This is a genomic window from Enterobacter sp. 198, assembly GCF_009025585.1.
Lineage (GTDB): Bacteria > Pseudomonadota > Gammaproteobacteria > Enterobacterales > Enterobacteriaceae > Enterobacter > Enterobacter ludwigii.
In genome coordinates this window covers 273759-294711 of record NZ_WCIM01000019.1, presented here as the reverse complement: position 1 = coordinate 294711, position 20953 = coordinate 273759, and the positions used below count along the sequence as shown (strand labels likewise).

Annotated in this window: 17 protein-coding genes and 1 pseudogene; 7 read left to right on the top strand and 11 right to left on the bottom strand. The window is 57.1% G+C overall.

All coding sequences use genetic code 11. From position 1 onward, the window contains the following. Positions 1-100 precede the first annotated feature (100 nt). From F8561_RS11470 to narI, 5 genes are all read left to right on the top strand, one after another. A complete protein-coding gene (locus tag F8561_RS11470) occupies positions 101-1486 on the top strand; it encodes a NarK family nitrate/nitrite MFS transporter (RefSeq protein ID WP_025204128.1) in 1386 nt (461 codons plus the stop codon). Positions 1487-1552: 66 nt separating this feature from the next. Then, positions 1553-5293 (top strand): nitrate reductase subunit alpha, encoded by a 3741-nt coding sequence (locus F8561_RS11465; RefSeq protein ID WP_151887466.1) that lies wholly within the window; start codon positions 1553-1555, stop codon positions 5291-5293. Further along, entirely contained in the window at positions 5290-6834 is a 1545-nt protein-coding gene (gene narH / locus F8561_RS11460) for a nitrate reductase subunit beta (protein ID WP_151887465.1), read from the top strand. The genes F8561_RS11465 and narH overlap by 4 nt, the downstream gene beginning before the upstream one ends. Continuing rightward, entirely contained in the window at positions 6834-7529 is a 696-nt protein-coding gene (narW, locus tag F8561_RS11455) for a nitrate reductase molybdenum cofactor assembly chaperone (RefSeq protein ID WP_151887464.1), read from the top strand. The genes narH and narW overlap by 1 nt, the downstream gene beginning before the upstream one ends. Continuing rightward, on the top strand, positions 7526-8206 hold the full coding sequence (gene narI / locus F8561_RS11450) for a respiratory nitrate reductase subunit gamma (protein WP_044867584.1): 681 nt from the start codon (positions 7526-7528) through the stop codon (positions 8204-8206). Before narW ends, narI begins: the two co-directional genes overlap by 4 nt. Before the next feature lie 42 nt (positions 8207-8248). Here narI and nhoA read toward each other — a convergent pair whose 3' ends face one another. Further along, on the bottom strand, positions 8249-9094 hold the full coding sequence (nhoA, locus tag F8561_RS11445) for an N-hydroxyarylamine O-acetyltransferase (protein WP_151887463.1): 846 nt from the start codon (positions 9092-9094) through the stop codon (positions 8249-8251). 143 nt (positions 9095-9237) lie between these two features. Here nhoA and F8561_RS11440 point away from each other — a divergent pair, with 143 nt between their 5' ends. After that, complete coding sequence (locus F8561_RS11440; protein ID WP_151887462.1) at positions 9238-9813, top strand: flavin reductase family protein; 576 nt, start codon at positions 9238-9240, stop codon at positions 9811-9813. Between the two features lie 42 nt (positions 9814-9855). On the opposite strand, the gene fusA is transcribed toward F8561_RS11440, so the two are convergent. Continuing rightward, positions 9856-11955 carry an elongation factor G gene (fusA, locus tag F8561_RS11435; RefSeq protein WP_014170234.1) on the bottom strand — a complete coding sequence of 700 codons (2100 nt, stop codon included), beginning with the start codon at positions 11953-11955 and terminating at the stop codon, positions 9856-9858. 160 nt (positions 11956-12115) lie between these two features. Here fusA and F8561_RS11430 point away from each other — a divergent pair, with 160 nt between their 5' ends. Next, positions 12116-12415 (top strand): ArsR/SmtB family transcription factor, encoded by a 300-nt coding sequence (locus F8561_RS11430; RefSeq protein WP_014170235.1) that lies wholly within the window; start codon positions 12116-12118, stop codon positions 12413-12415. Between the two features lie 43 nt (positions 12416-12458). On the opposite strand, the gene pptA is transcribed toward F8561_RS11430, so the two are convergent. The 9 genes and pseudogenes from pptA to F8561_RS11380 all read right to left on the bottom strand — a co-directional run bounded on the left by pptA (position 12459) and on the right by F8561_RS11380 (position 20893). Beyond that, entirely contained in the window at positions 12459-12689 is a 231-nt protein-coding gene (gene pptA, locus F8561_RS11425; RefSeq protein WP_020884045.1) for a tautomerase PptA, read from the bottom strand. 37 nt (positions 12690-12726) lie between these two features. After that, positions 12727-13344, bottom strand: coding sequence for a glutathione S-transferase family protein (locus tag F8561_RS11420; RefSeq protein WP_014170237.1), 618 nt, complete (start codon positions 13342-13344; stop codon positions 12727-12729). A gap of 40 nt (positions 13345-13384) precedes the next feature. Next, complete coding sequence (locus F8561_RS11415; RefSeq protein ID WP_014170238.1) at positions 13385-14272, bottom strand: transporter substrate-binding domain-containing protein; 888 nt, start codon at positions 14270-14272, stop codon at positions 13385-13387. A 9-nt stretch (positions 14273-14281) separates the two neighbouring features. Then, entirely contained in the window at positions 14282-15055 is a 774-nt protein-coding gene (locus F8561_RS11410) for an amino acid ABC transporter ATP-binding protein (protein WP_014170239.1), read from the bottom strand. Continuing rightward, positions 15039-15965, bottom strand: coding sequence for an amino acid ABC transporter permease (locus F8561_RS11405; protein ID WP_151887461.1), 927 nt, complete (start codon positions 15963-15965; stop codon positions 15039-15041). Before F8561_RS11405 ends, F8561_RS11410 begins: the two co-directional genes overlap by 17 nt. A gap of 9 nt (positions 15966-15974) precedes the next feature. Then, positions 15975-16484 (bottom strand): GNAT family N-acetyltransferase, encoded by a 510-nt coding sequence (locus F8561_RS11400; RefSeq protein WP_020884041.1) that lies wholly within the window; start codon positions 16482-16484, stop codon positions 15975-15977. A 9-nt stretch (positions 16485-16493) separates the two neighbouring features. Beyond that, positions 16494-18757: pseudogene (locus F8561_RS24400) on the bottom strand (NtaA/DmoA family FMN-dependent monooxygenase). Positions 18758-18773: 16 nt separating this feature from the next. Then, entirely contained in the window at positions 18774-19895 is a 1122-nt protein-coding gene (locus F8561_RS11385; protein ID WP_040017585.1) for an amidohydrolase, read from the bottom strand. Further along, entirely contained in the window at positions 19874-20893 is a 1020-nt protein-coding gene (locus F8561_RS11380; protein WP_068794665.1) for an LLM class flavin-dependent oxidoreductase, read from the bottom strand. Before F8561_RS11380 ends, F8561_RS11385 begins: the two co-directional genes overlap by 22 nt. Positions 20894-20953: the final 60 nt, after the last annotated feature.

Genomic DNA, 20953 nt, shown 5'->3' with positions numbered 1-20953 from the left:
AGATGTATCCCAAACCATCCAATAATTCCAGAAACACACTGTCAGACATCCACCTGTTTTTACTCCATTTTTTCTTTTTATGGTTAAGCAAGAGGGCGACATGTCACAACAAAGTGAGAAGAATAATCCTTATCTGCTGAGCAACTGGAAACCCGAAAACGCGCAATTCTGGGAAAATAAAGGAAAACATATTGCCCGAAGAAATCTTTTAATTTCTGTGGCTTGCCTGTTATTAGCGTTTTGCGTATGGATGTTATTTAGTGCCATTGCGGTCAATCTGAATAAAGTTGGATTTAATTTTTCCACCGACCAGCTTTTTATGCTAACAGCCTTACCCTCCCTGTCCGGTGCGATATTGCGCGTCCCCTATTCGTTTATGGTTCCTCTCTTTGGTGGACGCTACTGGACGGTGTTAAGCACGGTGATCCTGATTGTTCCCTGCGTCTGGTTAGGGATCGCGATTCAGGACACTGCCACTCCCTACTGGATCTTTATCGTCATCGCGCTGCTGTGTGGTTTTGCCGGCGCTAACTTCGCCTCCAGCATGGGCAATATCAGCTTCTTCTTCCCGAAAACGAAACAGGGTAGCGCCCTGGGGATTAACGGCGGGCTGGGGAACTTGGGCGTGAGCGTAATGCAGCTGGTCGCGCCGCTGGTGATCTTCCTGCCCATGTTCACCTTTCTCGGCGTAAACGGCGTGCCGCAGGATGACGGCTCAACGATGTGGCTGGCCAATGCCGCGTGGATTTGGGCGCCCCTTCTTTTGCTGGCCACGATTGCGGCGTTTTTCGGCATGAATGACATCGCGAGCTCTAAGGCCACGATTGCCAGCCAGCTACCGGTGTTAAAACGTTTTCACCTGTGGCTCCTGAGCCTCCTCTACCTGGCAACCTTCGGTTCGTTTATCGGTTTTTCAGCAGGCTTCGCCATGCTGTCGAAAACCCAGTTTCCTGACGTCAATATCCTCCATCTGGCTTTCTTTGGTCCACTGATTGGCGCGCTGGCCCGTTCTGCGGGCGGGATGATCTCAGACAAACTCGGCGGCGTACGCGTCACCCTGATTAACTTCGTCTTTATGGCGCTTTTCAGCGCCCTGCTTTTCCTGACGCTTCCCGGTTCCGGATCGGGCAGTTTTCTCGCCTTCTATCTGGTCTTTATGGGCCTGTTCCTCACCGCCGGACTGGGCAGCGGGTCAACGTTTCAGATGATTGCCATCATTTTCCGCCAAATCACCCTCACCCGCGTGAAGCAACAAGGGGGAAGTGACGAGCAGGCGCAGCATGAAGCAGTCACCGAAACCGCGGCAGCGCTGGGCTTTATCTCCGCCATCGGTGCCGTCGGCGGGTTCTTCATTCCGAAAGCCTTCGGCACGTCGCTGGCCATGACCGGCTCGCCTGTGGGTGCCATGAAAGTTTTCCTCGTGTTTTACATCGTCTGCGTCCTGGTGACCTGGCTGGTTTATGGCCGCAAATCTTCACAACAATAACAATTACACATTCGCCTGAGAGTGGGCAGCCCTCTCCAAAAAGGCTATCGAAGCAGGAGAAATGTCATGAGTAAACTGTTGGATCGCTTTCGCTATTTCAAACAAAAAGGCGACAGCTTCGCCAATGGACACGGGCAGGTGTACAACACCAACCGTGACTGGGAGGACAGCTACCGACAGCGATGGCAGTTCGACAAGATTGTGCGGTCCACCCACGGCGTGAACTGCACGGGCTCCTGTAGCTGGAAAATCTACGTCAAAAACGGCCTGGTTACCTGGGAAACCCAGCAGACCGACTACCCGCGTACCCGCCCCGACCTGCCTAACCACGAGCCGCGCGGCTGCCCGCGCGGTGCAAGTTATTCCTGGTACCTATACAGCGCCAACCGGCTGAAATACCCGCTGGTGCGCCGCACGCTGATCGAACTGTGGCGTGACGCGCTGGCGCAACACAGCGATCCGGTGCTGGCCTGGGATGCCATTCAGAACGATCCGCAGAAGAGCCGGAGCTACAAGCAGGCTCGCGGACACGGCGGATTTATCCGCTCCAGCTGGAAAGAGCTGAACCAGCTGATTGCTGCCGCCAACGTCTGGACCATTAAACACTACGGCCCGGATCGCGTGGCCGGTTTTTCACCGATTCCGGCAATGTCGATGGTCTCGTATGCCGCCGGGACGCGTTATCTCTCTCTGCTGGGCGGCACCTGTCTCAGCTTTTATGACTGGTATTGTGATTTACCGCCCGCCTCGCCCATGACGTGGGGCGAGCAGACCGACGTGCCGGAATCCGCAGACTGGTACAACTCCAGCTACATCATTGCCTGGGGGTCTAACGTTCCGCAGACGCGTACGCCAGATGCCCACTTCTTTACCGAGGTCCGCTACAAAGGCACCAAAACCGTGGCCATCACCCCGGACTTTTCCGAGGTCGCCAAACTGAGCGATCAGTGGCTGGCACCCAAGCAAGGCACCGACAGCGCGCTGGCGATGGCAATGGGCCACGTGATCCTCAAAGAGTTCCATCTCGACAACCCCAGCGAGTACTTCCTCAACTACTGTCGCCGCTACACCGACATGCCGATGCTGGTGCTGCTGGATGAACAGGCCGATGGCCGCGTGGTGCCGGGGCGGATGCTGCGGGCTTCTGATCTCACGGACGGGCTGGGTGAAGCCAATAATGCTGAGTGGAAAACCGTCGCCTTTGATATCGCCGGCGATCTGGTGGTGCCGAACGGTTCCATTGGTTTCCGCTGGGGCGAAAAAGGCAAATGGAACTTGGCGCCGCTGGCAGCAGAACATGAAACTGAGCTCACCCTCTCACTGCTGATTACCCACGACAGCGTGGCAGAGGTGGCATTCCCCTATTTTGGCGGCAATGAAAATCCACACTTCCGTAGCGTCAAGCAGGAGCCGGTCCTGACGCGCCGTGTACCGAGTAAAACCCTGACGCTGGCCGATGGCAGCCAGAAACGGGTGGTCAGCGTTTACGATCTGATTCTCGCTAACTACGGCCTCGATCGTGGTCTGGAAGACAGCAACGCGGCGGGCAGCTATGACCAGATCAAAGCTTATACTCCCGCCTGGGGCGAGCAGATCACCGGCGTTCCTGCTTACCTGATAGAGAAAATTGCCCGTGAGTTTGCCGACACGGCGCACAAAACGCACGGTAGGTCGATGATTATCCTCGGTGCCGGGGTGAACCACTGGTACCACATGGACATGAACTACCGCGGGATGATCAACATGCTGGTGTTCTGCGGCTGCGTGGGTCAAAGCGGCGGCGGCTGGTCACACTATGTGGGTCAGGAGAAGTTGCGTCCGCAAACCGGCTGGCTGCCGCTGGCGTTTGCGCTGGACTGGAACCGTCCCCCGCGCCAGATGAACAGTACGTCGTACTTCTACAACCACGCCTGCCAGTGGCGTTATGAGAAACTGACCGCGCAGGAGTTACTCTCTCCGCTGGCGGACGCGACAAAATTCACCGGTCACCTGATCGATTTTAACGTCCGGGCAGAGCGTATGGGCTGGCTTCCCTCGGCACCGCAGCTAAACCTCAATCCGTTGCACATTAAAGCCCGGGCCGACGCCGCCGGCATGACCCCGCAGGAGTACACCGTGCAGGCATTAAAATCGGGCGATATACGTTTCGCCTGCGAACAGCCTGACAACGGTAAAAACCACCCGCGCAATCTGTTTGTCTGGCGGTCTAACCTGCTCGGCTCTTCGGGGAAAGGTCACGAGTACATGCTCAAATACCTGCTCGGTACCGAAAGCGGCATCCAGGGCGAGGATTTAGGGTCGACGGATGACGTGAAGCCCGAAGAGGTGGAGTGGCAAACTCAGGCCATCGAGGGCAAGCTTGACCTGCTGGTGACGCTCGATTTCCGCATGTCCAGCACCTGCCTGTTCTCCGATATCGTGCTGCCCACCGCGACATGGTATGAAAAAGACGACATGAATACGTCGGATATGCATCCGTTTATTCATCCGCTTTCAGCTGCCGTCGACCCGGCCTGGGAATCCCGCAGCGACTGGGAGATCTACAAAGGTATTGCCAACGTTTTCTCAGAGGTGTGCGTCGGCCATCTTGGCACCGAAACGGACGTGGTACTGCAGCCGCTGCAGCACGACTCCCCGGGGGAACTGTCACAGCCGTTTGATATTCAGGACTGGCGCAAAGGCGAATGCGATCTCATTCCGGGTAAAACGGCGCCGACGATTGCGGTGGTCGAACGGCATTATCCGGAAACCTACGAGCGCTTTACATCACTCGGCCCGCTGATGGACAAACTCGGCAACGGCGGGAAAGGCATTTCATGGAATACCCAGAGCGAGGTCGATTTCCTTGGCAAGCTGAACTACGTCAAGCTTGATGGCCCGGCAAAAGGACGCCCGCGTATTGAAACGGCGATTGACGCCTCTGAAGTGATCCTCGCCCTCGCCCCTGAAACGAATGGCCAGGTGGCAGTGCGAGCCTGGCAAGCGCTGGGCGAACTGACCGGTCGCGATCACACCCATCTGGCGCTGAACAAAGAAGATGAGAAAATCCGCTTCCGCGATATTCAGGCCCAGCCGCGGAAAATTATCTCCAGCCCCACCTGGTCGGGCCTTGAAAGTGAGCATGTCTCCTATAACGCCGGTTATACCAACGTTCACGAGCTTATTCCCTGGCGCACCCTTTCCGGTCGTCAGCAGCTGTATCAGGACCATCCGTGGATGCGCGCGTTCGGGGAGAGTCTGGTGGCCTATCGCCCACCGATTGATACCCGAAGCGTTAGCCATATGCGCGAAATCCCGCCGAACGGCTTCCCGGAGAAGGCGCTGAACTTCCTGACGCCACACCAGAAATGGGGCATTCACTCGACCTACAGTGAAAACCTGCTGATGCAGACGCTGTCACGCGGGGGGCCTATCGTCTGGATCAGCGAAACCGATGCCAGAGAGTTAGGCATAGAAGACAACGACTGGATCGAAGCCTTCAACGCCAACGGGGCCCTGACCGCCCGGGCAGTGGTGAGCCAGCGCGTCCCGCCGGGCATGACCATGATGTACCACGCGCAGGAACGTATCCTGAATATTCCGGGTTCAGAAGTCACCGGTCGTCGCGGCGGGATCCATAACTCGGTGACGCGCGTCTGTCCCAAACCGACACACATGATTGGCGGCTACGCCCAGCTGGCGTACAGCTTCAACTATTACGGCACAGTCGGCTCTAACCGCGACGAGTTCATCATGATCCGCAAAATGAAAAACATTAACTGGCTGGATGGCGAAGGTCGGGATCAGGTACAGGAGGCGAAAAAATGAAAATACGCTCACAGGTTGGAATGGTGCTGAATCTCGACAAATGCATTGGCTGTCACACCTGCTCGGTCACCTGTAAAAACGTCTGGACCGGGCGTGAAGGTATGGAATATGCGTGGTTCAACAACGTCGAAACCAAACCGGGGATTGGCTACCCGAAAAACTGGGAAGATCAGGAGGAGTGGCAAGGCGGCTGGGTACGCGGGATCACCGGCAAGCTGACGCCGCGTCTCGGCGGGCGCGTGGGCGTGCTGTCAAAAATTTTTGCCAACCCGTCCCTGCCCGGCATTGATGATTACTACGAGCCCTTCACGTTTGATTACCAGGATCTGCACCGTGCTCCACAAGGCGATCACCTCCCGACGGCCCGCCCGCGCTCGCTGATTAGCGGCAAACGGATGGACAAAATTGTTGACGGCCCGAACTGGGAAGAACTGCTTGGCGGTGAGTTCGAAAAACGCGCCCGCGACCGCAACTTCGACAAGATCCAGAAGGAGATGTACGGACAGTTTGAAAACACCTTCATGATGTACCTGCCGCGCCTGTGTGAACACTGCCTGAACCCGAGCTGCGTGGCCACCTGCCCGAGCGGTGCCATCTACAAGCGTGAAGAAGACGGCATTGTGCTGATTGACCAGGACAAATGCCGTGGCTGGCGCATGTGCATCAGCGGTTGCCCGTACAAGAAAATCTACTTCAACTGGAAAAGCGGAAAGTCGGAGAAATGCATCTTCTGCTACCCGCGCATTGAGTCTGGCCAGCCAACCGTCTGTTCGGAGACCTGCGTCGGGCGTATTCGCTATCTGGGCGTGCTGCTGTATGACGCGGATCGCATTGAAGAAGCGGCCAGCACCGAACATGAAACCGACCTCTATGAACGCCAGTGTGACGTATTCCTTGATCCGCATGACCCGGCGGTCATTGAAGAAGCCTTCAAGCAAGGTATTCCGCAGAACGTGATTGACGCCGCCCAGCGTTCCCCGGTTTACAAGATGGCGATGGACTGGAAGCTGGCCCTGCCGCTGCATCCGGAATACCGCACCCTGCCGATGGTCTGGTACGTTCCGCCGCTGTCACCGATCCAGTCTTACGCAGACGCGGGTGGCCTGCCGCTCAACGACGGCGTGTTACCGGCGGTCGAAAGCCTGCGCATACCGGTGCAGTATCTGGCCAACATGCTCAGCGCGGGCGATCCTGCTCCGGTGCTGCGCGCCCTGAAACGCATGATGGCCATGCGTCATTACAAACGCTCTCAGACCGTTGAAGGCGTGACCGATACCCGCGCCATCGAAGAAGTGGGCCTTAGCGTCGAGCAGGTCGAAGAGATGTACCGCTATCTGGCGATTGCCAACTACGAAGATCGTTTCGTGATCCCCACCAGCCACCGCGAAATGGCGCGCGACGCCTTCCCGGAACGCAACGGCTGCGGCTTCTCCTTTGGCGACGGGTGCCACGGTTCCGACACCAAATTCAACCTCTTTAACAGTAGCCGCATTGATGCCATCAACATCACCGAAGTGCGCGACCACGGGGAGGGAGAGTGATGCAGATCCTCAAAATCATCGCCCTGCTGATTGAGTATCCCGATGAAACATTATGGGAAAATCGCGAGGAAGCACTTTTCCTGATAGAACAGAATCTCCCTGCGTTACTGCCCTTTGCCCGCCAGCATCTGGATACCGAGCTGCTGGATAAGCAGGCCGAATGGTGCGAGGTGTTTGAGCGGGGTCGTGCGACCTCGCTGCTGCTGTTTGAGCACGTTCATGCTGAATCCCGCGATCGCGGCCAGGCGATGGTCGACCTGATGAGCCAGTACGAAAAAGCCGGCCTGCAGCTGGACTGTCGTGAGCTGCCGGACTATCTGCCGCTCTACCTGGAGTATCTCAGCCTCGTCACCGACGACGAGGCCCGCGAAGGGCTACAAAACGTTGCGCCGATCCTGGCGCTGATTGGCGGTCGCCTGAAGCAGCGCGGCGTAGCGCATTATCAGCTGTTCGATGCGCTCCTGACGCTCGCAGGCACGCGTCTGACCAGCGACAGCGTGGCGAAACAGGTTTCCACCGAGAAACGGGATGATACCCGCCAGGCGCTGGACGCCGTCTGGGAAGAGGAACAGGTCAAGTTTATCGAGGACAACGCCACATCGTGTGATACCTCACCGATGCAGCAATATCAACGACGCTTTAGCCAGGACGTTGCCCCGCAGTATGTCGACGTCAGTGCGGGAGGCCCAAAATGATCCAGTTTCTGAACGTCTTTTTCTACGATATTTACCCCTATCTGTGCGGCACGGTTTTTCTGGTGGGAAGCTGGCTGCGTTATGACTACGGGCAGTATACCTGGCGCGCCTCCTCCAGCCAGATGCTGGATAAGCGCGGCATGGTGCTGTGGTCAAATCTGTTCCATATCGGGATCCTGGGGATCTTCTTCGGACATCTTTTCGGGATGCTGACGCCGCACTGGGTTTATTCGTGGTTTCTGCCGATGTCGCAGAAGCAGCTGATGGCGATGATTCTGGGCGGCGTTTGCGGCGTGCTCACGCTGGTGGGCGGTGCGGGATTATTGATTCGCCGGCTGACGAACCCGCGTATCCGGGCGACCTCCTCCACGGCAGATATCCTGATCCTCTGCATTTTGCTGGTGCAGTGTATTCTTGGGCTCACCACCATTCCGTTCTCCGCGAAATATCCCGACGGCAGCGAGATGCTCAAGCTGGTGGACTGGGCGCAGTCGATAGTGACCTTCCGCGGTGGCTCGTCCGAACATCTGGCGGGCGTGGCGTTTATCTTCCGTGTCCATCTGGTGCTGGGCATGACCATTTTCCTGATCTTCCCCTTCACCCGACTGGTGCACGTCTGGAGCGCGCCGGTGGAGTATTTAACGCGCAGGTATCAGGTGGTGAGATCGCGCCGCTGAGTGTTACCGGGTGGCGCTACGCCTGAGCGCAGCGCCACCGGTCTATTTCCCGGCCTGAGGATGTGTATCAAACCCGGCCATCACCGCCGTCAGCGCGTCCAGCGAAAACCCGTGTTTTGGATCGTCAACGCCCAGTCCAAACCGTGACTGCATCACCTGATACAGCGCGTTCGCGTCGGGAAGATGGACCTGCTCTTCCGCATGCCCCTTCTGCCAGTGGGTAAAGTTAAAGTTGGTCAGGGTCAGCTTTCCGCCGTCAGGCAGATGGCGACACATCAACAGATGGTGGCGAAAATGGGATTGCGGCCAGTGCGCAGACCAGAAGTTGCCCATCACGTAATCGCTGAAATACTGTGTTGTCAGATCAAAATGGTACATCGACTGCCAGTGATCGTGGTGGCTGAACTGCAGGATCCAGTCGTTGCCCTCGCTCAGCAAACGGTACAGCCCGTGGGGTGTCTCCTGCACCTCGTTGGCGAGCAAACGAATCGGCGCCGTCAGCGTCTGTCCGCCAAAACCGACGTCGGCAATCCAGCGCTCGCCGTTGAGTTCAACCAGCAGCAGACGATGCGTACGCGGCGGCATCTGTGGCGGACTGGCTAAGACCACGCGGCCCAGCACGCTGCGAACCGTAAAGCCCACTTCACGCAAAACGCGTTCGAACAGGCCGTTCTGCTCAAAGCAATAGCCTCCACGACGCGCCGTCACCAGTTTGTCGACCAGGCACTGATCTTCCAGATGGATTTCGCGCGGCATCACGACGTCAATATTCTCGAAGGGGATCGCGCAGTTGTGGTGTAGATGCAGCGCCCGCAGGGTGTCGATGTCAACCTGAACAGGCTGTTGCCAGCCCGTACGGGCAAAATAAGCACTCAGAAATGGGGACATGATTCGCTTCCATGATGTGATGTTCCCTGTTTATAAACTATTTTCCGGCCTCCATATGCGCAAAAGTGCTTTTTGCGGGTGCATCTTGATTTCGGCTACCCATCAGACGTTTAATGCCAGCATACCTGCTGCGAGGAATGTTCATGAGCGCGTTTCGTCCCGTTGAATTAAAGCATGCCAGCCGTCTGCTGAACCATGGTCCTACGGTGCTGATTACCAGCCGCGATGAGTCTATCGACCGTCGTAACGTCATGGCCGCGGCCTGGTCGATGCCGGTGGAGTTTGAGCCACCGCGTATCGCAATTGTGGTGGACAAAAGCACCTGGTCGCGCGAACTGATTGAGCGCAGCGGGAAGTTCGGCATCGTCATCCCCGGTGCGGCAGCGGCTAACTGGACTTACGCCGTCGGCAGCGTGAGCGGGCGCGACGAAGACAAGTTCAACTGCTACGGGATCCCGGTTGTACAAGGTCCGGTACTCGGCCTGCCGGTAATTGAAGAGAAATGCCTGGCGTGGATGGAGTGTCGTTTACTCCCGGTTACCGCAGCCGCAGAAAAATACGATACGCTGTTTGGTGAGGTTGTTTCGGCAGCCGCAGATGAACGCGCGTTTGTCGCCGGACGCTGGCAGTTTGACGGCGATAAGCTGAACACCCTGCATCATCTGGGGGCCGGGACGTTTGTGACCAGTGGGAAAATGGTAAAGGCGCTGGAAAAATAGCCTATAAAAAAAGCCCTCTCCGCGAGGGAAAGGGCTTTTAAATTACTTCGCGCGCCGTGCAATAATTTCATCCGCAACATTACGCGGTGCTTCCGCGAAATGATGGAATTCCATTGTGTAGGTCGCGCGGCCTTGCGACATCGAACGCAGCGTCGTGGCATAGCCAAACATCTCCGCCAGCGGCACATCCGCGCGAATAATCTGACTACCGTACTGCTCTTCCATTCCCTGCACCATGCCGCGGCGGGAAGAGAGATCGCCCATAATGTTGCCGGCGTACTCTTCCGGTGTTTCCACCTCGACATGCATGACCGGTTCAAGAATCACCGGGTCCGCTTTGCGAGCGCCCTCTTTAAAGCCGAGGATCGCCGCCATGCGGAACGCCATTTCCGAGGAGTCGACCTCGTGATAGGAGCCAAACGTCAGGGTCGCTTTCACATCGACAACCGGATACCCCGCCAGGACACCGCTGTTCATGGCTTCGCGCAGGCCTTTCTCCACAGACGGAATATACTCGCGCGGGACAACGCCGCCCTTGGTGGCATCTTCAAACACAAAACCACTGCCGGGCTCTAACGGCGCCAGACTGAGCACCACATGGCCGTACTGCCCTTTACCGCCGGACTGTCGGACAAATTTCCCTTCGATATCCTTCACCGCTTTACGCAGGGTTTCACGGTACGTGACCTGTGGGCGACCAATGTTCGCCTCAACGCCGAACTCACGCCGCATGCGGTCAACGATAATCTCAAGATGTAACTCACCCATCCCGGAGATAATTGTCTGGCCGGACTCTTCATCGGTGTGCAGACGAAACGAAGGGTCTTCCGCTGCCAGGCGCTGCAATGCAATGCCCATTTTCTCCTGATCGCCTTTGGTTTTCGGCTCGATCGCAAGCGAGATAACCGGGTCCGGAAACTCCATCCGTTCCAGCGTAATGACGGCATTCGGGTCGGTGAGCGTGTCACCGGTTGTCACATCTTTCAACCCAACGCAGGCCGCGATATCGCCCGCGCGCAGCTCATCCACTTCGTGGCGATCGTTAGCATGCATCAGCACGATGCGCCCAATGCGCTCTTTCTTCCCTTTCACCGGGTTGAACACCGCGTCGCCTTTGCGCAGCACGCCAGAGTAAACGCGGATAAAGGTCAGCTGTCCGACGTACGGGTCGCTCATCAGTTTAAAGGCCAGCGCGGAGAACGGCTCGTTGTCGTCTGGATGACGCTCGGCATGCTGCCCATTCTCATCCACACCATCAATGGCGGGCACGTCCAGAGGCGACGGCATCAGTTCAATGACCGCATCGAGCATGCGTTGCACGCCTTTATTTTTAAACGCACTGCCGCACAGCATCGGCTGGATTTCACCGGAGATGGTCCGCATACGCAGCCCCCTGATGATTTCCGCTTCCTCTAAATCACCCGTTTCCAGGTATTTATCCATCAGCTCATCGCTGGCTTCCGCCGCCGCAGAGACCATTTTTTCCCGCCATTCCTGCGCAGTACTCACTACGTCATCCGGCACAGGAGCATAGGTAAACACCATGCCCTGGGTAGCATCGTCCCACAAAATGGTACGCATTTTGATGAGATCCACCACGCCGGTGAAGTGTTCTTCTGCCCCCACCGGAATAACAATCGGGACCGGATTCGCTTTCAGACGCTCCTGCATCATTCGCACGACGCGGAAGAAATCCGCACCCGGGCGGTCCATTTTGTTGACGAAGGCCAGCCGCGGGACATGATATTTGTTCGCCTGACGCCAGACGGTTTCCGACTGCGGCTGCACGCCACCGACGGAGTCATACACCATGACAGCGCCGTCGAGTACACGCATGGAACGTTCCACTTCAATGGTGAAATCCACGTGGCCCGGGGTGTCGATAATGTTGATCCGGTGCGGTTCAAAGCCCCGGTCCATACCTGGCCAGAAACAGCTGACTGCCGCAGAGGTAATGGTTATCCCGCGCTCTTGCTCCTGTGCCATCCAGTCGGTAGTTGCCGCGCCATCGTGTACTTCACCCAGTTTGTGGCTCATACCGGTATAAAACAGGATGCGCTCGGTGGTGGTCGTTTTACCGGCATCGATATGCGCGGAGATACCGATGTTGCGATAACGTTCGAGAGGGATGGGTCGGGGCATAATATTTCCTTAGTCATTAAGACTGCGTTGTGACGACCGGGATGGTCGCGTGTTCGTTCGTTTGCTATAATAGTCCTATTGTACGAGTATTATCGAACTATTTTTTTACGGTTGACCTATTGTTGATATAGCTCAATCTGACACCAGACGCAGGAAAACGATGATCCCGAACCACCCTGAAACTGAACAAATACTGCTGGAAAATGTGCTTTTTGCCCTCGGTAACCCGCTACGGCTGTCGATTATCCGCAGGCTGGCCGATGGCAGCGAACTGAGCTGTAACGCGCTGCGCCCGGACGAGGTGGTGAAATCGACGATGACCCATCACTGGCGCGTCTTGCGCGACAGCGGCGTGATTTGGCAGCGCCCGCAGGGACGAGAAAATATGATTTCACTGCGCAGGGACGATCTTGATGCCCGCTTTCCGGGGCTGATGGCAATATTGCTGCAGACGAAGTAACGCGTGTGTCGTGTCGGGCGACTCCGCGCCGCCCGACCCTCTCTCACATTGAATAGCCGGGTTTCTTAATTAAGTGATCCAGGTTGGGTTCAATTTCGGTATCCCAGACCTGCGCTTTCCAGTCGGCTTCCTGCACTTCATTCAGGGCGACCGAAATAGAGCGATCTTTACTGTTCAGATGACGGGTAATCACCTCGGCAATATCCGCCGCCAGCGCGGTTTTTTGGTCGTCGTTCAAATCACGGGGAAAACATTTGATATCTACGTGTGGCATATGCAGGCTTCCAGTTATGAATGTGAGTTCCACGTTATCAGATTATCTCGTTTGCCTTTAACACCTTGTGCAGTTCCGGCAGCTGGCACACGGTATCCGCAATCGCCGTTATCTTCGGCGTATTCGCCGCAAACCATGCATGGCGAGGCCCCCAGGTGCGTGCAACCGTGATGTAGACGTCAAGCAGCGTCAGCCGTTCCCCGAGTGCAAAAGGGGTGGCACTGAGCTGGCTGTCAAACCACAGATAGAGTGATTTTCGGTATTCAATACAGCTGTTTTTCAACTGCTCCGGCGCATCCGGCACCCAGCGTTCGGGGTAGTCGGCGTAGGTAAAGGTGGGATAAACGTTCGCAACAAACCAGATTAGCAACCGCTGAAACTGCTGCCGCTCAGCCTGCCCGACGGCAGGCGCAAGATCGGGACATCTGTCCAGTACCATCAGGGCAATCGCCGCCGTTTCGGTCATGATCGCCCCGTTTTCCAGTTCCAGCGTGGGTACCTGACACAGCGGATTGCGTGCTTTCAGCAACTCACGCTGCGGGCCGGGCTGGTCGAACCCGTCCACGTTGATAAATTGATAAGGGATGTCTGCCAGAGTCAGCATCACTTCACTGATTGCCGATCCCCAGCCGGGTACGCCATAGAGTTTAATCATGTTGCCCCCTCCGGGATGAAAACCCTAAGTGTAGACACGACTAATAGGTTATCCCAGGCGGGTTCACGTCGGATTGCGTCACCGCTTCGCCCTCTTCTCCCCAGCGTGCCAGCACCCGCTGGTACTCTCCACGCGTAATAGCGCCCTCCAGCGCAGCCTGCAAAGCATAAACCAGCCCATTGCCTTTTTTGGTCGTCGTGGCGACATAGGCTCTCTTCGGCCCGAGACCCACTACGCGCGTTTTGCCGGTCAACGCCGCTTTATAGGCGGATACGGATTGAGGTCCGAAGAACACATCCGCCCTGCCGGACTGAATATAGAGGTTGCCGGAAGCATCATCGGTCAGATAGACCGGCAGCGCAGGCTCACGACCGGCTTTTTTGTTCTCTTCATTCCAGCCCAGCAGAATGCGCTCCTGATTGGTCCCGGAACCCACAATCACCTTTTTGCCTGCCAGATCTTTTGCGCTGTTAATCGCCTGGACCGCGCTGGTGGATTTCACGGAAAACGCCAGCGAGTCGACGCGATAGGTCGCAAAATCAAATTTCTCTTTTCGCTGTTCGGTCACCGCAATATTCACCAGCGCCACGTCATAGCGTCCGGAGCTGATCCCCAGCGGCCAGTCTTCCCAGGCCGTGGGAACCAGCTTCAGCTTTAACCCCAGACTCCCCGCCAGCAAGCGGGCAATATCCGGATCGCTGCCAATCCGCGTCCGGTTATCGCTGGCAAGCAGCGCCAGCGGTGGAGAGTTGAGCGCTGAGATCGCTACCGTGAGCGTGCCCGGCTCAACAAATTTATAGTTCGCGGGGATTTTCGCGACGGCCTGCCGATCTACCGTCACCGGCAGCGGCTGCTCGTTGGCGTGTAAATCGATACCCGCATGGCTCGCGGTCGTAAAAGCCAGACCGGCCAGAAAAGCATATTTCATCTGCACTCCTTACAGCACTTTTGACAGGAACTGGCGCGTTCGCGGGTGCGACGGACGGGTTAATACGTCGTCACTGCTGCCCTGCTCCACAATTTTGCCGTCGACCATAAAGACCACCTGATCCGCCACTTCCCGGGCAAAGCCGATCTCGTGGGTGACGACCACCAGCGTGGTACCCGAGCGGGCGAGCTTTTTAATCACGTCCAGCACTTCGCCAACCAGTTCCGGGTCGAGCGCTGAAGTGGGCTCATCAAACAGCATTACCCGGGGACGTAACGCCAGCGCGCGGGCAATGGCAATACGCTGCTGTTGGCCCCCGGAGAGATGGCGCGACCAGGCGTCGGCTTTATCGCGCAGCCCGACCACATCCAGCAGGCTGTATGCCCTTTCAACGGCTTCTTTCTTACTCAGTTTTTTATGGGCGATGGGCGCCTCAATCAGGTTTTCCAGCACCGTGAGATGCGGAAAGAGATTAAAGTTCTGGAAGACATAGCCCACATTGACGCGCTGTTTGAGGATCTCTTTCTCTTTCAGCTCGTAGAGTTTGTCACCCTGACGGCGGTAACCGATGTAATCACCGTCAATCTGGATAAACCCTTCGTCGACGCGTTCCAGATGGTTAATGGTGCGCAGAAGCGTCGATTTACCCGATCCGGAAGGCCCGAGGATGACCGTTACCGATCCGGGCGGGATCTCCAGCGAGACGTTATCAAGCGCTTTATGGCGGCCAAAAAACTTACTGACGCCGGTAATCGAAATATGCCCTTCAGGAGAGGTTTGCATGGACGGACTCCTGTACTGATGCGGTGGATACGGAACGGACGCGACTGGCTACCCGGTTTTGATTAACGGCTGAACGGCGTTCGCTGCGGGCAAGCCCGCGCTCCACAACATGCTGAATGGCAGACAACACGGTGGTAATCACCAGATACCAGACCGCACCGACCATCAGCAGCGGGATCACCTCCTGCGTGCGGTTATAGATCATCTGAATGGTATAGAAGAGTTCCGGCATCGCCAGGACATACACCATCGCCGTGCCTTTCGCGAGACTGATAATTTCATTAAATCCGGACGGCAGAATCGTGCGCAGCGCCTGCGGCAAAATGATACGCACCGTGCGACGCCAGGCTGGCAGACCGAGTGCCGCCGCCGCTTCATACTGACCATGATCCACCCCCAGAAAACCGCCGCGAATGATCTCGGCGGTATACGCGCTCTGAACCAGCGTCAGCCCCACCACGGCGGTGGAAAACTGTCCCAGCACGTTGATGGTTTCAAAGCGACCCCAGGTAATGGCGGTGAAGGGTACGCCGAGCGAGAGCGTGTCGTAGAGATAGGAAAAGTTATAGAGAATGATCAGAACCACAATCAGCGGCAACGAACGAAACAGCCAGATATACCCCCAGGCCAGGCTGCTCAGCAGCCAGGATGAAGAGAGCCTCGCCAGCGCCAGCAGGCCGCCGATGACCACGCTCAGCGCAGTGCCGATCAGGGTCAACAGCAATGTCTGCCCTACGCCTTCAAGGATAACCGGATCAAAGAACCAGCGGGCAAAGACAGACCACTCCCAGCGCGGGTTAAAGGCCACGGACTGAATGACCACCGCAAGCACAAACAGCGCCACCACGGCACCGACAGTCCGCAGCGGATAACGCGCCGGGACCACCTTAATGGTTTCAACGTTGCTCATCGTCATTCCTCATGCTGTTTTACTGAACGCTTCACTGATCAGCGTTTTGGTGAAACGCAGCCGGCCATCAAACGGCGGCTGGCTGTACTCTTCCGGATCGCGGTTCAGATCGAACTGCGGCTGATAGCCCTGGCTGATATAGAGCCTGACCGCTTCCGGCTGACGAAAACCGGTGGTGAGGTAGATCTGGCTGTAACCGGCCTGTACCGCCCGACGCTCCAGCTCCTGGACGACGCGGGCCGCCAGCCCCTGTTGACGCAGCGCCTTGTGTGTCCAGATTCGTTTGATTTCAGCGGTGCGTTCATCAAACGGTTTATACGCGCCGGTGGCGATGATGTCGCCGTCACGCTCAAGGACAATAAACAGCCCCTGCGGGGCCAGGTACCACTCCGTGAGCTCCACTTCCGCGTCTTTAGAGAAGTAGTCGCCATAGCGGGCGGCATATTCACCGAATAATCCGTCGATAATGGGCTGAAGATCGGCGTCTTCCGGTGACACGTCCCGAAATTGCTCGCGCATAGCGCCTCCTTAGTCACCCAGTCCTGCCGGGTTCACTTCTGATTGAGGGATACGTTCTACCCCTTCCCCCCAGCGGTTCAGCACTTTGTCGTAATCGCCGTTTTTGATGACCCCGTTAAGTGCGGTCTGTACCGGCTCGACCAGGCCGCTGCCTTTTTTCAGCGTCACCGCAATGTGCGCCGCCTTCGGCCAGCCGCCGTCGACAATCCCAACCCGTTTCGTTTTCCCGGTCAGCGCCGCTTTCCATGCGCCAGTCACGTTCGGGCCAAAGAACGCATCTGCGCGGCCTGACTGGAGAGACAGGGTTTGTGATGCATCGTCTTTGGTGTAGATCGGGGTAAACGGCTTCAGGCCTTTCTTCACGTTCTGCGCATTCCACGCCAGCAGGATAGCCTCCTGGTTAGTTCCGGAACCTACGATGATGCGCAGCCCGGCGATGTCCTCCGCCTTCTGCAGCGAGGTAATCGGACTGGTCGATTTCACATAGAAACCGAGGGAATCTTTACGGTAAGTGGCAAAATCAAACTTCTCTTTGCGCTCTCTGGTCACGGTGATGTTGCTGATCGCCGCATCGTATTTCCCGGAGACGACGCCGAGAGGCCAGTCCTCCCAGGAGGTTGGCACCACGTTCAGCTCCAGCCCAAGGCTGTCGGCCACCAGACGGGCAACGTCCACCTCGCTTCCGAGCAGCGTTTTATTGTCGTCGGAAAAAACGGTCAGCGGCGGTGAGTTAAGCGCGGCAACCGCCACGGTGAATTTGCCCGGCACGGCGAAGCGATAATCTTTCGGCAGTTGCGCGATGGCGTCGCTGTTTTTGGCGGTGTTGACGGGCGTTTTGTTGGCTTCCAGGCTCACGCCAGTGCCATTAATGTTCACATTCTCTGCCCAGACGGCAGGGGAAAAGGCCAGCGCAAGCGCCAGAATAAGCGATGATTTCTGCATAACGAGGTTCTCTATTATTGTTGTGTGAACTGGTTTTGCGGTTCGTCTAACCCCAGACTGTCGCGCAGCGTAGTGCCGGGATAGTCGGTGCGGAATAACCCGCGGGCCTGTAACACCGGGACAACCTGGTCAACAAAACGCGGGAACGTGTCCGGCGTTCCACCCTGAATAATGAAGCCGTCCGCGGCGAATGCCTCAAACCAGCCCTGCAGACCGTCTGCCACCTGCTCCGGCGTACCGGAAAAGCGCGGGCGCGGGGATGCCGCTTCGAGTGCAACCTGACGCAGGGTTAAGTTGCGTTCGCGAGCATTACGCTTAATTTCATCGGTCGTGCTGCGAAAACTGTTTTTACCCAGTTCACCGATGTCCGGGAACGGCTCGTCAAGCGGGTACTGGCTGAAATCGTGATGTTCAAAATAACGGCCGAGGTAATTCAGGGCATCGTTAATCGACACCAGAGCCGCGGTTGTCTGATACTGGTTCTCCACGTCCTCCGCGTCTTTGCCAACAATCACGCTGACGCCCTGAAAAATATGTAAGTCCGATGCCCTGCGGCCATTCGATTCAAGCTGGTGTTTCACGTCGCGATAAAACGCTTTGGCTTCCTCTAACGTTTCATGATGGGTAAAAATGGCGTCAGCATGTTTCGCAGCCAGTTTTTTTCCGTCATCCGATGCACCTGCCTGAAAAACAATCGGGCGTCCCTGCGGCGTGCGGCCAATATTGAGCGGACCGGCCACCTGGAAGAAATCGCCGTGATGATCAAGCGTATGCAGTTTTGCCGGGTCAAAGAACTGCCCGCTCTCTTTGTTGCGCACAAAGGCATCTCCCTCCCAGGAATCCCAGAGTCCTTTCACCACGTCGAGGTATTCATCCGCTATCCGGTAGCGCAGCGCATGTTCAGGGTGTTTCTCGCGCGAGAAGTTTTTCGCCGATCCCTCGAGCGGTGAGGTCACCACGTTCCAACCTGCGCGTCCGTTGCTCAAATGATCCAGGCTGGCAAACTGGCGCGCCACGGTAAACGGTTCGCTGTAGGAGGTCGATAAGGTACCGACCAGACCGAGGCGCGAGGTCAGACTTGCCAGTGCGGACAAGACCGTTAACGGCTCAAACCGGTTTAAGAAATGCGGGATGGATTTCTCGTTAATATAGAGGCCGTCGGCGACGAATAAAAAATCAAGCTTCCCCTCTTCGGCTTTTAACGCCGTGGCTTTTACAAAATCAAAATTAATGCTGGCATCGGCGACCGCCGCCGGATGACGCCAGGCAGACATGTTCCCGGAAGCACCATGCAAAATGGTTCCCAGCCGCAATTGTCGGGTTGCAGACATATTCACCTCTTCAGAATTAAACGTGTTGCAGGGCTTTTTCCGCAAGCTGTGCAAAATAGCGGGCAGCGGGCTCAATTAATGCTTCATCCGGGTTGAAGGCCGGGTGATGTAAACCGAACGGACTGGCGCTGCCGATGCTGACAAACGCCCCGGGGACCTGCTGCAGATACACCGCGAAATCTTCCCCGCCCATATGCAGCTCGGCGTGCTGCGTTTCATACCCAGATTCTCTGGCGACGGCGGTGGCAAATTCGGCCCAGTGCGCGTCATTGACCAGCGCGGTAGGCCCGGCGTACCAGGTAATGTCGATCTGCGCGCTAAACGCGCTGGCAAACCCGGCGGCAATTTCGCCGACGCGTGCTTTCACATTCTGCTGCACTTCCACGCGGTGGGTGCGAAGCGTGCCTTCCAGCTCAACGCTTTCCGGCAGGACGTTCCAGGTATTGCCCCCGGTAATGCGCGTGACGCTCAGCACCACGGAATCAAGCGTGTTGACGTTGCGGCTGGCAACGCTCTGCAACGCCGTTACCAGCTGGCTCGCCAGCACGATGGCATCGTTACCTTCATGCGGACGTGCAGCATGCGCGCCTTTACCGGTAATTCGTATAACAAACCGGTCGACGTTGGCGTAGAACGGCCCACCGCGGGTGGCAAATTCCCCGACCGGCAGCCCCGGCTCGTTATGCATCCCGAAGATGGCACTGACATCACGTAAGGCACCGGCCCGCACCATACTTTTCGCGCCGCCAAAGTTCTCTTCAGCCGGCTGAAAAAGGATCCGCACACGCCCGTTTAAAGACGCTTCACGCTCTTTAAGCTTTAACGCCGCCCCGAGGATCACACTGGTATGAATATCGTGTCCGCAGGCATGCATCACCCCCGCACGCTGTGAACTAAACGGCACGCCGCTGCGCTCTTCAATGGGCAAGGCGTCAATATCGGCCCGCAGCGCAATCAGCTTTTTTCCCGTGCCGATTTCGGCCACCACGCCGGTCTGAAGCGCATAAGGCAGCGGCGTAATACCAGCCGTCGTCAGCCACTGACGCAGGCGAGCGGTCGTTTCGACCTCCTGGCCGGACAGCTCCGGGTTCTGGTGCAGCTCCCGGCGCCAGGCAATCAGTTGTTCGTCAAAACGCATACGGCGACCTCCTTGTTAAGCTTCGCCTGCGCCAGCAGACGCAGGGACTGTATTCGCGTTACGCCATCCGCAACGGGCGTATCAATAATGAATTCATCAATGCCCCATTTTTCGTGCAGGGCGTTCAACTGTTCCAGCACCGATTCGGCTGTTCCCGCCAGCAGCGACTGTGCCCGACGGGCAATGCGCACCGGCTCGCTGCCCGCCTGTCGGGCAAAGGCATAGGCCTGCTCTTCGCTGGCCACGGTGACGCGCTGCCCATTTGCCAGTTCGACGCCCCAGACTTCAACCTGTTGTGCCAGTGCCTCCGCCTCCGCCTGCGACTGGGCGACGATGACCTGCACCGCCACAATCGCATCCCGGGCGCTGTGGTTACGCCAGGTGGTGATGACTTCACGCAGCAGCGCCGGATCCCCATTCAGGTGAGCAGCAAAGACAAAATGCCAGTCAAGTTTCGCGGCCAGCAGCGCGCTTTCGGTACTGGCCCCCAGGAGGAACCCCAGCGCCGGAACCGGCGGCAGCGGCGTCGCGCGAACGGCCTCGTCCACCGACTGATTTTCCGGCTGGATCCAGTGATGAAGCTGTGTCAGCTGTTCGGCAAAACTGCCTTTTTGCTGTTGATCGAGGCCCTGCTGCAGTGCCCGGGTGGAGAGCGGCAGGCCGCCTGGGGCTTTCCCAACGCCCAGATCCACGCGCCCGGGAGCAAGCGCGGCCAGGAGGTTGAAATTTTCTGCGACTTTGTAAGGGCTGTAGTGCTGGAGCATGACGCCACCAGAGCCCACGCGGATACGCCGTGTTTGCCCGAGGATCCAGGCGATTAACAGTTCGGGTGAAGGGCTGGCCAGCTGGGGCGTGTTGTGGTGTTCGGCAATCCAGAAACGGTGATAGCCCAGATTTTCTGCCTGCTGTGCCAGCGCCAGGGTTCGCGCCAGTGCATCGGCAGCCGTTTCGTTTTCAGCGATGGGGCTTTTATCCAGAATACTGATTCGCCAGGACATGTTGCGTTCTCGTTTGACTTAACATGTCGTCATTATTAAAGGCGTATTTCACCTCTGAGA